Here is a 12,310-nt window from a genome sequence, read left to right as displayed (position 1 = left end):
ATCATGACTGACCAACCCAAGCAGATCGGCGGCGGCCGGAAAATGTTCGGTGACTTCGCTCCGAAGCTCGCTGCACTCACCGACGACGTGCTTTTCGAGGACGTTTGGAACCGGCCTGAACTCTCCGCGCGGGACCGCAGCCTCATCACCGTTGCCGTGCTCGCCGCCGGGGGAAACACAGAGCAGCTGGCCTTCCACCTCGGCCGCGCCCTGGAGAACGGCGTGACTCAGGAAGAGCTCATCGAAGCCATCACCCACATCACGCTCTACGCCGGCTGGCCCAAGGGCATGGCTGCGATGGGCGTCGCCAAGCAACTTTTCACCGACAACAACTAAGGAAAATCATGAACATCGAACCCGCCGTGCCCACCTCGAAAAACCCGTCCGCACAATTCGCCGGCGACGTCTGGCTCGACCCGATCGCTCTGCCCCATGAGCCAGGCCAGACGATGGTCGTCGCAACCGTCCGCTTCGCCCCCGGAGCCCGCACCGCCTGGCACTCCCACGAGCACGGCCAATACCTTCGGGTCACCCACGGCGTCGCCCGCTTCGGCGGCCGCGACGGCAAGATCATCGAAGCCCACCCCGGCCAGACGCTTTACACCCCACCCGGCGAGGAGCATTGGCATGCTGCCGCCCCCGGCTGCTTCATGGAACACATCGCCATGCTGCAGAACGGCGAAGACCCCGCCGCCACCACGACCTGGGGTGAGCACATCACCGACGACGAGTACAACGGCAACTAACAGCGCACTGCAGGGCGCAGGCGTATGACAAAGAACTGCAGCCAGGAGGCTCACGGCCAGCGGCCAGCGACACTTAATTGCCGCTCCAGCTGGAGCCACTGGTGGTGCCCTTAGGCGGCCAGATCCCGCCGTCGCCAGCCCAGGTAACCCAGCGCGGCGAGCCCGACGGCGACGGCGGTCAGGCCCAGCAGTGCCGGCACCGCGTCGGTGCCCACCGGCAGCAGCGGGGAGTGCCGGAAAGGGGAGAGGTCCATGAGCCATCCCGGTGCGTTCCAGAGCACCCCGAACTCGCCGAGCGCCACGAAGGCAAGCAGCACGCCACAGACCGCGCCAGCCAGCCGGGGCACCCAGCCAAACACCGCCAGCGCCACGCTGGTCAGCACCCACGCGGCGGGAATCTGCGCGAGCGAGGCGACCGTGGCGCTGCCCACCAGCCCGCTGTCCTGGACGGCGGCTGCCGCGCCGACACCGATCGAGACCCCGGCCAGCACCATCAGCACCGCGACCCCGGCCAGCGCGAATACGTAGTGGCTGCTTGCCCAGCGGCTGCGCGTGGTGGCCGTCCCCAGCAGTGCTTCGGTGTGCCCGGCGGACTCCTCGCTGCGCAGATGGTTCACCGACGCCACCCCGTAGGCCGCGGCGAGCAGGCCCATGATGCTGATCTCGGCGGCCAGGAAGGCGTCCCGCAGCGCCGAGGCGCCGCCGATCAGTTTGATCAGGTCCTGCGCGTTGGGGGAACTGAGCATCTCCGCTACGTTGCTGACCAGCGAGCCGATGACGACGCCGAAGACGACGAACGCCGCGGCCCAGGCCAGCCACACCCTGTGCTGCAGGCGCACGGCCAGAGCCCAGACCCCGGAGAGCGAGCCGACGGCGGGGCCGGGACGCTCGTCGCGGAGCCCCGCGCCCAGGTCCCGGCGTGCCCGGAGCACAAAGGCCGCCGGGATGAGGAGAACGCAGAGTGCGACCGGCAGCGCCAGCACCCACCATCGGTCCCCGGCGAACGCGCGGATCTGCTGGTTCCAGCCGATCGGCGAAAGCCAGGAGAGGAACGATGGGCCCGGTTCGGCAAGGTCTCCGACGGCGCGCAGGCCGTAGGTGACGGCGACGACGCCAACGCTCAAGCCGGTGGCAGCGCGGGCGCTCGCGGTCAGCTGCGCGGCTACGCCGGCCACGGCGCTGAAGGCCATCCCGGTGGCGGCCCAGCCGAGGCCGAAGGCCAGCGACCCGGCGGCCGGCAGGCCGCCGGCGGCGAGGGCGGCGGCGGACAGCAGTCCCACGCCCAGGCTGGCGCCCAGACCGATCATGAGGGCGGCGGCCAGGGCGGCGTCGCGTCCCAGCCGGCCGCCGCCGAGCAGCTCCAGCCGTCCGCCCTCCTCGTCTGCCCGGGTATGCCGGATGATCAGGATGACCATGAGGACCGCGAGGATGGCCGTCATGAACGCGGTGTATTTGATCAGCGAGAGCGCCCCAAGGGAGGCGGGGTCGTAGATGCGACCGAACATAGCCACCATTGACGCGGTGGCATTCACGGCATTGGCGGCTTCGATCCGGCTGCGGACGTCGGGGTAGAGTTCCGCGCCGGCCACCGCCGTCGAGTAGGCAACGACGGCGAATCCCAGCACCCACACCGGCAGCAGCCAGCGGTCCCGGCGCAGCCCCAACCGGACCAGCGTTCCGGTGCCGGCCAGCGTCTCAGGCATTGCCGGATCCCGGCCCGGTGGGCCCCGCAGCCGCGGAACCCACCGCTTCGGCCCCGGTGTCACGCGGGCCCGCCCCGGTCCCGGCGCCAGCGTTAACTGCGCCGTTCCCGGAGCCATAGTGCCGCAGGAACAGGTCCTCCAAGGTCGGCGGCTGGCTGGTCAGCGCCCGCAGCCCGGCCGCGGTAAGGGCCTGCAGGAAAGGGCCCAGCCCTGCGGGATCCACCTGGGCGCTAACCCGGTGGTTGACCACCACCACATCGTGCACGCCGGGCAGCAGTTCCAGCCCCTGGGGCACGGCGGCGACGTCGGCGGTGACGTAGGTTCGGGTCAGGTGGCGCAACTGCTCGAGCGGGCCGGTCTCCACCACCCGACCGGCGCGGATGATGCTCACCCGGTCGGAGAGCGCCTCGGCTTCGCTGAGGATGTGGCTGCTCAGCAGCACGGTGCGCCCCTGTGCCCGGAGTTCGCGGACGCAGCCGCGGAAGGCGTCCTCCATCAGCGGGTCCAGTCCGCTCGTGGGTTCGTCCAGCAGGAACAATTCGGCGTCGGTGGCCAGCGCGGCAACGAGGGCCACCTTCTGCCGGTTGCCCTTGGAATAGGTGCGGGCCTTCTTGGTCGGATCCAGCTCGAAAAGTTCCAGCAGCCGGTCCCGCCGTGCCCGGTCCTGGCCGCCCTGCAGCTTGCCCAGGAGCTCGATCACCTCGCCGCCGGTCAGGTTGGGCCACAGGGCCACGTCGCCGGGAACGTACGCCAGCCTGCGGTGCAGCGTCGAGACGTCGCGCCACGGATCCAGTCCCAGCACCCGGATGGATCCGGCGTTAGACCTCAGCATGCCCAGCAGCAGCCGCAACGTGGTGGACTTGCCGGACCCGTTGGGTCCCAGGAAGCCATGCACTTCGCCGGCGGCCACCTCGAAGTTCAGGCCGTCGAGGGCGGTCACGGCCCCGAACCGCTTTACGACGCCGGTCATCTGCACGACACTGCTCATAGTCAACAAGGTACTCCCGGGCACCGCTCCCGGACCCCTGCGGAAGGTCCTGCTTTCGCGGCCCACGCCCGGGTGGCGCATCGCACCCGGCGCAGGTTAAGGCCCCGGTTACCGGGCGCCCCGCCGCCGTGGTTGCATGGTTGCATGCCTTTCCGCTGGTCCCCCCGGGCAACCCAGACACTTTCCGCGGCCGCCCTGAGCGGGCTGCTGCTGGCCAGCGCGGCCAAACACTTCCGCGATCCGGACTTCTTCACCCCGGTGGTCCCGGAGTTCCTCTGCCGCGACGACTCCGGCGGCTGGCGCAACGGACCCCTCGCCGTGCTGTCCCGGGAGGAGTGGGTGGCGGCGAGCGGTCTGCTGGAGGTCGGCGCCGCCGTCGGACTCCTGATCCCGCCCACCCGCCGTGCGACCGCCGGCTGCGTCACCGGGATGTTCACCGCGTTTCTCGCCGGACACCTTGACGCGCTTCGCAGGGCGTTCGGACCCGGGGGAGCGCCCGCGCAGCGCCGCTTCCACAGCCTGCGGCTGCCGCTGCAGGCGCCGCTCATCGCCTGGGCGTGGAGCCTGACGAAGCCGGTCCCGAAGCGGCGGCGCCGGTGAAGCTCTCACAATCCCCGGCCGTCCGGGTGGGGCTCTCCATCAGCATCGCCACCGGGCTCTACGGGGTGTCCTTCGGGGCGCTGTCCGTCACCTCCGGCCTCGATTTCTGGCAGACCATGGCCCTGAGCCTGCTGCTCTTCAGCGGCGGCTCGCAGTTCGCGTTCATCGGCGTCGTGGCCGGGGGCGGCTCCGGCGTCGCGGCGATGAGCGCCGCCACCCTGCTGGGCATGCGCAACGGCATCTACGGCATGCAGCTCAACGCGCTGCTCCAGCCGCGGGGCTGGCGCCGGTTCGCCGCCGCCCACGTGACCATCGACGAATCGACGGCCACGAGCACCGGCCAGACCGACCCGGCGGAGCAGCGCCGGGGTTTCTGGACGGCGGGGCTGGGCATCTTCGTGCTGTGGAACCTGTTCACCGCGGTTGGGGCGCTGGCTGGCAGCGCCCTTGGCGACCCGAAGCAGTGGGGGCTCGACGGCGCCGCCGTGGCGGCGTTCCTCGGCCTGCTGTGGCCGCGGCTGAAGGGCCGCGAACCCGTCGCGATCGCCGTCGTCTGCGCCCTGGCAACCGTCCTGGCCGTGCCGTTTGTGCCGGCCGGGGTGCCGATCCTGGTCGCCGCGTTCGTGGCGGCGGTGGTCGGCTGGTTCAGTCACGGCCGCAGCGACGAGGGCCTCGAACCCGACGTCGACCCGTATGCCGAGGAGCATGAGGCTGTCCGTCGCTCCGGACACAGCCCGGGGGAGGCCTCATGACGCTCTGGCTCTGGCTCCTGCTGTCCTGCGTGCTGGCGTACGCCTGGAAACTGGTGGGATACCTTGTCCCCGCCAGCCTGCTGCGCAATCCGAGGATGTCCCGGATCGCCGGCACCATGACGATCGGGCTGCTGGCCTCCCTGACCGTCGTGAACACAGTGGCGTCCGGGCAGTCCCTGGCGCTGGACGCGCGGCTCGGTGCCCTGGCCGCGGCCGCCGTCGCCCTGTGGTTGCGGGCGCCGTTCCTGGTGGTGGTCCTGGCTGGCGCCGGCGCGGCGGCCGGGCTGCGGTTGCTCGGCTGGAACTGACGCTCCGCCGTCGGGCGCTCAACGGTCTTTAGCCCCTAGCCGGGCCGGGCGCCCAATGGGAGCATTCGATGATGACCGAAAAAGACGTTCCGAATGCCGCTGCGTCCGGGCCGGGCGATGCGGACGCGGTGACCCCGGAGGCCGCGGGAGCGGATGCCGCCGGGAAGGCGCACCATTCCAAGCCGCATGAGCACTTCGTTTCCCCGGGCGCGGAATCCACTCGGGAACTGCGCGAAATGGCCCGCCGCCGCCGTGAGGCCGAAGAGAAGCTGCAACAGCATTTGCAGGAGGCGCACCACCTGCACGAGGTCAAGGAAAAGCCCGCGGAGGATCAGGGCGGGCACTGACGGGTTCAGTTTCAGGGGTCGGCGGGACGGCGGCAGCCGGACTCCGGCTGCCGCCGCTCATCAGGCGTCGACGGTCACGACAATCTTGCCGCGGGTGTGTCCTTCCATGCTGAGGCGGAAGGCGTCTGCCGACTGCGCCAGCGGGAAGGTCTGCGCCACCTCGACCCGGAGCTTGCGCATATCGACCAGCTCGGCGAGCTCCCGCAGATCGGCGCCCACGGGGTTCACCCACATCCAGGTGCCGCCGTGCTGCTCAACGTCGCTGTCAGCGATGGAGGCGTGCCGGCCGCCGTCGGCCAGCACCGCCAGGGTGGTGTCGAGGTTCCCGCCGACGAAGTCCGCCACGACTTCCACTCCTTCGGGGCGAAGTGCCCGCACCCGGTCCGCGAGTCCATCACCGTAGCTGACGGGTTCGGCGCCGAGGGAGCGCAGGAACTCGTGGTTCTTTTCTGATGCCGTCGCGATCACATGGGCACCCGTCGCCGCGGCGATCTGGATTCCGAGGGACCCGACGCCGCCGGCCCCGCCATGGATCAATACGGTCTCGCCGGCCTTGAGGCCCAGGCGCGTGAGGACCTGATAGGCCGTCAGTCCCGCCAGGGGAAGCCCGGCGGACTCGTTCCACCCCAGCGAGGCGGGCTTGCGGGCGAGGAGGCGTTCCGGGAGGGCGATGTATTCAGCGAAGCTCCCGCCGTGGACATAGTCTTTGCGGCCATAGGCGATGACTTCATCGCCGGGCTGGAAATGCGGCGCGTCGATGCCGACCGATTCCACGACGCCGGCCACATCCCAGCCGGGAATCGCCGGGAACTGCAGGTCCATGACGGCATCCAGGTAGCCGGCCATGATCTTCCAGTCGACCGGATTTACCGAGGCTGCCTTGACCTTGACCAGGACCATGCCCGGCCCGACCTTTGGCATCGGGCGGTCGGCCAACTCGAGGATGTCCGGATTTCCATATTCGCTGTACGTTATCGCCTTCATGCAGGCGTCAACGACTGCTTCCGGGACCCTATTCCGCGTCCGGCCAACGAGTGGGCCAGCTCACCGGGCGGTGCCGAGGCCGGCCAGTTTCAGGATCAGCTGCAGGCCCTCCGGCGTCCCGGGCCAGTGCCGTTCGACGGACTCCGCGCCGGCCCGGGCGACCACGGAGCGCAGCACCAGGGCGACGATCACGACGTCGTCCGCGTAGCCGATCACGGGCAGGAAGTCGGGCACCAGGTCGATCGGCGAGAGAAGGTACGCCAGCAGCAGGGCGAGCCGGACGCGCACGCCCACCGCGACGGTGCGGTCGGCCACCAGCCGCCGGATCAGCCGGAGCAGGTCCGGCAGCAGCCGCAGGGCGTCCTTCATGGTGACAGTTTCGGGGTGCCGCCGCGCGTAGCCCCAGAGCAGCACCAGCAGCGCGGCATACACCAGCAAGAGGCCGCCGAGGACGCCGGCAGCGGTTTCCCATGTCATGGGCTCAACGGTACGTGTTTCCGTAGGTAGAGCCGAAGCCGACGCCGAATGCGGTGCCGTACGCGGTCCCTGGCACCAGCGACTGCGGTGGCAGCGGACGATCGGGCCGTTCTGCGCGGATGGCGTCCTCGACCAGGGCGACCGGACGGCGCCAGGCATCCGAACCGGCCTCCATCGTGTCCACCACGCCGATCAGCATGGCCAGCAGCCGGATCATGTCCGTCATCGAGATGTCGCTGCGCAGCGTGCCCTGGCCCTGGCCGCGGCCCAGCAGGACGGCTACCGATTCGATCAGGTCGCCGGTGATGCCGGTCAGCACCCCGCGGCGGCCGGCCACCGCGCCGAGGAGGTTGGCTTCGTCGCTGGCAACCCCCATCAGCGCGTCGACGACGCGGAACAGGCCCTCCGCCGCGTCCTTGCCGGCCAGGGCCTCTTCGATGACCGGGTTCACCCGCAGTTTCAGCTGCTGGTGCAGCGCGGCAAGCACGAGTTCTTCCTTGTCGGCGAAGTTCCGGAACAGCGTCGCGGGGCCCACCCCGGCCGTGACGGCGATGGTCTGGAGCGGGACTTCGGGGCCGTGCTCACGGAAGCACTGGCGGGCCGCGGCAATGATCTTGTTGACGTTGCGCGCTGCATCCGCACGGAGCGGCCTGCGGTCTACTGCCCGGTTCATTTGCTCAGGGTAGCAACGCGGAGGTGGAGGAAACCTGTTACCGGCGGGTACGCCCAATTGTGACGTGTCGGCCCGCGATTGCGGGCCCGGGCAGGCCGGATCCCGCGTGGCAGACTGGAGCCATGTTGCTTGCATTTTCTGTCGCACCCTCCGGCCGTCCCAGCGGCGCTCCCGCCGGCTCCGAAGCCGACGACGCCTCGGTCCACCATGCCGTCGCCGAGGCGGTGCGGATCGTCCGTGAGTCCGGGCTGCCGAACCACACGGACTCGATGTTCACCACCATCGAGGGCGAATGGGATGAGGTGTTCGACGTCGTGAAGCGCGCCACGGAAGCCGTGGGCCGCTATGGCAGCCGCGTCTCGCTCGTGATCAAGGCCGACATCCGCCCGGGCTACACGGGCGAACTGACCGGGAAACTGGACCGGCTGGAGAAGGCCCTGGGCGAGTAGCCGCTCCGGGCCTGGGCCGGGCGGCCGCCGGCCCTACCCACCGGCGGGGGCAGCTGAAAGACTGGGCCGCATGATCGAGCATCAGCCCACATCCCGCTGGATCGCCGTCGAGGAGTACCTCTCCGGCGTGGTGGTCCGGCCCGATACCTCGCTGCGGCGCGCCAAGGCCGCCTCCCTGGAAGCAGGGATGCCGCCCATCGAGGTCGCCCCGAACGCCGGCAAGCTGCTGAAGCTGCTGGTCCAGCTTTCCGGCGCCCGCCGGGTGCTGGAGATCGGCACGCTGGCCGGGTTCAGCACCATTTGGATGGCACAGGGCCTGCCCGACGGCGGCAGGCTTGTCACCTGCGAATACCTGCCCCGGCACGCCGAGGTGGCGCGCGCCAATCTCGACCAGGCCGGGCTGGGCCACCTCGTGGAAATCCGGGTGGGCACGGCCCTGGACACGCTGCCCGCTCTGGAAAGCGAGGGTGCAGGGCCCTTCGATTTCGTCTTCATCGACGCGGACAAGGAACACAACCCGCAATACCTGGACTGGGCCGTCAGGCTTGGCCGGCCCGGCACCACGGTGGTGATGGACAACGTGGTGTGGGAGGGCGCGGTGCTGGAACCGGCCCTGGATCCCGTCAACGCCCCGGGGATCGTCGCGGCGCTGGAGATGATGGGCGAGGACCCGCGGCTGGACGCCACCGTGATCCAGACGGTGGGATCGAAGGGCTGGGACGGCTTCGCGCTCGCCCTCGTGCGGTAGCACGGGATGGTGCTCGGTGCGGCGTCCCGGTCCGGCGGGCGAGGACCGGGCGAAGTGCTAAGTATGCTTAGATTTACCCAGCGGCGGCTTCGACCGGCCGCTACAGGCACGGACAACACCAGGCGCACATCGCAAAGGACACGGACGAGGCAATGAACGCGACCCAGGAAGCCCGCCCTCCCAAGGCCGTGCGGATCAGCTCCACGACGGGCGAGCTGGCCGGGATATCACCGCTGCTGGACGCCGCCGAGGCGGGCGTCGGGGACGTCCCGGCCCTGCTGGCACTCGCCAAGGACGCGGGGGAGTGCGCCCCGAAGCCCGGGGCGGGCAACACCGCGTTGCTGTGGGAGATCCTCGCGTCGGTCACCGCCGTCGACGTCGCCGCCGGACGGATCCTGGAACCCCACCTCGACGCCGCCGCGATCCTCGCCCAGGCCGCTGCGGCGGATTTCGATGATGCCCCCGCCGATCTCCCCTTCGACGGCACCTGGGGCGTCTTCGCCGCCGAGGCCCCCGGGCTGAAGCTGGAAGCCAAGGACGCCGGCGGCGCCGTCGTGCTGACCGGCTCGAAACCGTGGTGCTCCATCGCCGCGCAGCTCGACCACGCGGTGCTGACCGCGCACCTCGACGGCGGCGGCCGCGCCGCCTTCGCCGTCGACCTGCACGCCGCCGGGGTCGGCTTCGCGGACCCGGAATGGACCAGCCTGGGCCTGCGCGAGGTCCCCAGCGGCACCGTGCACTTCGACGCCGTGCCGGCCATACCGCTCGGCCCGGCCGGCTGGTACTACCAGCGTCCCGGGTTCGCCTGGGGCGGCATGGGGGTCGCCGCCTGCTGGTTCGGCGGCGCCGTCGCCGTGGCCCGCAACTATGTTGAGTCCCTGAAACAAGCGGCCGACGGCGGCCGCGAACCGGACCAGCTCGCCCTCGCCCACCTCGGCGAAATCGACCGCACGCTGACCGGGCTCACCCAGTACCTTGCCCGGACCGCGGCCCGGATCGACGCCGGGGAGCTCTCCGGCGCCGGCGCGTGGAGCGAGGCGCTGCGCGTCCGCGGCAGCGTGGCCGCCGCCGTCGCACGCATTCAGTCGCTGGTCAGCCAAAACCTAGGGCCCGCCCCGCTGGCCTTCGACGCACGCTACGGCAAACGCATGGCCGACCTCTCGCTCTACATCCGGCAGCACCACGCCATGCGCGACGACGCCCAACTCGGCGCCCTGACGTTCAAAGGGGACCACCCATGGTGAGCTTCACGCACAACGACGCCGGGACGCCCGAAGAGGACTGGGCCCGCAGCGGCGCCGCCGCCCTGCCGGAACTCCCGCTCGACGCCGGGGAGCTGGCCGGCAGGGCATTCATCGTCCTGGCCGCCCACCCCGACGACGAATCCCTGGGCGCCGGCGGCCTGATGGCCCGGCTGCACGGGCTCGGCGCGGAGGTGCGGGTGCTGCTGTGCACGGCAGGGGAGGCCTCCCACCCCGATTCGCCCAGCACCACACCCAAACAGCTTGCCGACCTGCGGCTGCGCGAATTCGCCGGCGCCCTCGGGCGGCTCGTCCCGGACGCCGGCTGGCAGTACCTCGGGCTGCCGGACGGGAAGCTCGCGGGCCACCGGTACCAGGTCCTCGCCGCGATCCGCGAGGCCGCGGCTGCCACGGGCCGGCCCGCGGACCGCGTCGTCCTGGTGGCGCCCTACCGGAACGACGGCCATACCGACCACGACGCCCTGGGCTCCGCCGCCGCGGAAGCGGCAGCCGCCTCCGGCTACGGGCTGCTGGAGTACCCGGTCTGGTACTGGCTCTGGGCCGGCCCCGAGGACCCGGCCTGGCAGTCCTGGCTGCGGCTCCCGCTGACCCCGGCCGAGGAGCAGGCCAAGGCGCAGGCCATGGCGGCGCACACCTCGCAGGTCCGGGCGCTCTCGGACCAGCCGGGGGACGAAGTGCTGCTCCCGTCGGCCTTCCTGCAGCATTTTTCCCGGCACTGGGAGACCTTCGCCTGGCAACGGCCCGGCACTCCGGCTGTCCCACCGGCCAGCACGGCGGCACACGCCGCAGTCGCGCCCTCCGCCTACGCCGCGGCGGACGCGGAGGGCCTCTTTGACACTGTCCACGCCCGGAGCGAGGACCCCTGGGAGTACACCACCAGCTGGTACGAACACCGCAAGCGCGCGCTGACGCTCGCGGCGCTCCCCGGCCGGAGCTACTCCGCCGGCCTTGAAATCGGCTGCTCGATCGGCACCCTCAGCGTCGAACTCGCTGAACGCTGCGGCAGCTTCCTGGCCGTCGACGCGAGCAGCGCGGCACTGGCCCACGCTGCCCGGCGGCTCGCGCACCTGCCGGCCGCGCGGACCCGCCACCTGACGGTGCCGCAGGACTGGCCGGAGGGCGCGTTTGATCTGATCGTGGTGTCGGAGGTGGGCTACTACCTCTCGCCGGAGGAGCTGGCGGCCCTGTTCGAACGGGTCGAGGCCACGCTGCTGCCCGGCGGCACCCTGGCGCTCTGCCACTGGCGGCACCCGATCGAGGGCTGGGAGCTCGACGGCGACACCGTCCACGCAGCAGCCCGCAGGCAACTTCGCTGGGCCGACGCCGGCCTCTACCGGGAGCGCGACTTCGTGCTGGAAATCTTCCGCGCCCCGGAGCCGCTCGCGTGAGCAACGTGGCGGCCCCGGCCGGGCCCCCGCAACGACGCCCCGGCATCGACGCCGTCGCCGTCGTGATGCCGGCCCACAACGAGGACCAGCACCTGGACCGGGCGCTGCGGGCAGTGCAGCGCGCCGCCGACGAGCTGCAGCGGCAGCGGCCCGGCGTCGCCGTCCGGGTGACAGTGGTCCTGGACAGCTGCACCGACCGCTCCGCCGAGATCACCGCAGGTTACGTCGACGCCGACCCGCGCTTCGGCGCGCTCGACGTCCGGCTGCGCAGCGCCGGCGCGAGCCGGGCGGCAGGCGTCCGCGCCGCCGTGCTCGGCCCGCAACGGCGCGCCCCCGGCCAGCGTTCCGAACCGCGGCCCTGGCCGGGACGGACCTGGCTGGCCAACACCGACGCCGATTCGCAGGTCCCGGTGAACTGGCTGGTGCGGCAGCTCGAATTCGCCGAAGCCGGTGCCGACGCGGTGCTCGGCTCGGTGGAACCGGACCCGGTCGGGATGGACCCGGAACTGCTGCGCCGCTGGCTGGACCGCCACCCCTTCGAGGAAAACCACCCGCACATCTACGGCGCCAACTTCGGCGTCCGGGCCTCGGCCTACCTGGCCGCGGGCGGGTTCTCGCACCTGGAAACGCACGAGGACCGCACCCTGGTCCAGAGCCTGCGCAGCCTCGCCTTCACCGTCCTCGCAACGGACAGCATGCGGGTGCTGACCTCCGGCCGGACCCACGCACGGGCGCCCCACGGCTTCGGGACGTACCTGCGTTCGCTGGGACGGCAGCGGCCGCCTGCCGCCACTGGCAGCTGAGGGCGGGCCCGGCAACCGAAGCCGTTCCGGGGCAGCGCAGCCGCGCGCCGGCGCCCGGTGACCTTTGGCCCTAACCAGGGGT

At 71.2% G+C, this 12,310-nt stretch carries 16 protein-coding genes; 11 read left to right on the top strand and 5 right to left on the bottom strand.

Going from position 1 to position 12,310, the window contains the following annotated elements:
* Window positions 1-3: 3 nt before the first annotated feature.
* Both AB4Y91_RS08440 and AB4Y91_RS08435 read left to right on the top strand, forming a co-directional pair.
* Window positions 4-336: a carboxymuconolactone decarboxylase family protein gene (locus AB4Y91_RS08440; RefSeq protein ID WP_441418037.1), complete on the top strand. Its 333-nt coding sequence runs from the start codon at window positions 4-6 to the stop codon at window positions 334-336.
* 8 nt (window positions 337-344) lie between these two features.
* Window positions 345-746 carry a cupin domain-containing protein gene (locus AB4Y91_RS08435; protein WP_441418036.1) on the top strand — a complete coding sequence of 134 codons (402 nt, stop codon included), beginning with the start codon at window positions 345-347 and terminating at the stop codon, window positions 744-746.
* A gap of 110 nt (window positions 747-856) precedes the next feature.
* On the opposite strand, the gene AB4Y91_RS08430 is transcribed toward AB4Y91_RS08435, so the two are convergent.
* Together AB4Y91_RS08430 and AB4Y91_RS08425 are read right to left on the bottom strand one after the other, a co-directional pair.
* Entirely contained in the window at window positions 857-2,449 is a 1,593-nt protein-coding gene (locus tag AB4Y91_RS08430) for an ABC transporter permease (RefSeq protein ID WP_441418035.1), read from the bottom strand.
* The gene (locus AB4Y91_RS08425) at window positions 2,442-3,437 is read right to left on the bottom strand and encodes an ATP-binding cassette domain-containing protein (protein ID WP_441418034.1); all 996 of its coding nucleotides are present in this window, start codon (window positions 3,435-3,437) and stop codon (window positions 2,442-2,444) included. The genes AB4Y91_RS08430 and AB4Y91_RS08425 overlap by 8 nt, the downstream gene beginning before the upstream one ends.
* Window positions 3,438-3,581: 144 nt before the next feature.
* Here AB4Y91_RS08425 and AB4Y91_RS08420 point away from each other — a divergent pair, with 144 nt between their 5' ends.
* The 4 genes from AB4Y91_RS08420 (at window position 3,582) to AB4Y91_RS08405 (ending at window position 5,444) form a co-directional block, all read left to right on the top strand.
* Complete coding sequence (locus AB4Y91_RS08420) at window positions 3,582-4,037, top strand: DoxX family protein (protein ID WP_441418033.1); 456 nt, start codon at window positions 3,582-3,584, stop codon at window positions 4,035-4,037.
* Window positions 3,989-4,789, top strand: coding sequence for an AzlC family ABC transporter permease (locus AB4Y91_RS08415; RefSeq protein WP_441418178.1), 801 nt, complete (start codon window positions 3,989-3,991; stop codon window positions 4,787-4,789). The genes AB4Y91_RS08420 and AB4Y91_RS08415 overlap by 49 nt, the downstream gene beginning before the upstream one ends.
* Window positions 4,786-5,097, top strand: a complete 312-nt coding sequence (locus AB4Y91_RS08410; RefSeq protein WP_441418032.1) for an AzlD domain-containing protein — start codon at window positions 4,786-4,788, stop codon at window positions 5,095-5,097. Before AB4Y91_RS08415 ends, AB4Y91_RS08410 begins: the two co-directional genes overlap by 4 nt.
* Before the next feature lie 71 nt (window positions 5,098-5,168).
* Window positions 5,169-5,444, top strand: coding sequence for a hypothetical protein (locus AB4Y91_RS08405; RefSeq protein ID WP_441418031.1), 276 nt, complete (start codon window positions 5,169-5,171; stop codon window positions 5,442-5,444).
* Between the two features lie 60 nt (window positions 5,445-5,504).
* Here AB4Y91_RS08405 and AB4Y91_RS08400 read toward each other — a convergent pair whose 3' ends face one another.
* From AB4Y91_RS08400 to AB4Y91_RS08390, 3 genes are read right to left on the bottom strand one after another with little or no spacing between them, the layout of a single operon-like run.
* Complete coding sequence (locus AB4Y91_RS08400) at window positions 5,505-6,428, bottom strand: NADP-dependent oxidoreductase (protein WP_441418030.1); 924 nt, start codon at window positions 6,426-6,428, stop codon at window positions 5,505-5,507.
* Window positions 6,429-6,488: 60 nt separating this feature from the next.
* Entirely contained in the window at window positions 6,489-6,905 is a 417-nt protein-coding gene (locus AB4Y91_RS08395) for a YkvA family protein (RefSeq protein WP_441418029.1), read from the bottom strand.
* Between the two features lie 4 nt (window positions 6,906-6,909).
* Complete coding sequence (locus tag AB4Y91_RS08390) at window positions 6,910-7,578, bottom strand: TetR/AcrR family transcriptional regulator (RefSeq protein WP_441418028.1); 669 nt, start codon at window positions 7,576-7,578, stop codon at window positions 6,910-6,912.
* 122 nt (window positions 7,579-7,700) lie between these two features.
* Here AB4Y91_RS08390 and AB4Y91_RS08385 point away from each other — a divergent pair, with 122 nt between their 5' ends.
* The 5 genes from AB4Y91_RS08385 (at window position 7,701) to AB4Y91_RS08365 (ending at window position 12,228) form a co-directional block, all read left to right on the top strand.
* Complete coding sequence (locus tag AB4Y91_RS08385) at window positions 7,701-8,027, top strand: thiamine-binding protein (RefSeq protein ID WP_441418027.1); 327 nt, start codon at window positions 7,701-7,703, stop codon at window positions 8,025-8,027.
* A 70-nt stretch (window positions 8,028-8,097) separates the two neighbouring features.
* Window positions 8,098-8,775, top strand: a complete 678-nt coding sequence (locus AB4Y91_RS08380; protein ID WP_441418026.1) for an O-methyltransferase — start codon at window positions 8,098-8,100, stop codon at window positions 8,773-8,775.
* Window positions 8,776-8,927: 152 nt separating this feature from the next.
* Entirely contained in the window at window positions 8,928-10,019 is a 1,092-nt protein-coding gene (locus AB4Y91_RS08375; protein WP_441418025.1) for a hypothetical protein, read from the top strand.
* On the top strand, window positions 10,013-11,425 hold the full coding sequence (locus tag AB4Y91_RS08370; RefSeq protein ID WP_441418024.1) for a PIG-L family deacetylase: 1,413 nt from the start codon (window positions 10,013-10,015) through the stop codon (window positions 11,423-11,425). Before AB4Y91_RS08375 ends, AB4Y91_RS08370 begins: the two co-directional genes overlap by 7 nt.
* Window positions 11,426-11,490: 65 nt before the next feature.
* Window positions 11,491-12,228: a glycosyltransferase gene (locus AB4Y91_RS08365; protein WP_441418177.1), complete on the top strand. Its 738-nt coding sequence runs from the start codon at window positions 11,491-11,493 to the stop codon at window positions 12,226-12,228.
* Window positions 12,229-12,310: the final 82 nt, after the last annotated feature.

Origin of the sequence: Arthrobacter sp. YAF16 (genome assembly GCF_052113385.1) — a bacterium.
Taxonomy (GTDB): Bacteria; Actinomycetota; Actinomycetes; order Actinomycetales; family Micrococcaceae; genus Arthrobacter.
The sequence above is the reverse complement of the archived record's forward strand: the minus strand, read 5'-3'. Positions and strand labels throughout refer to the sequence as shown.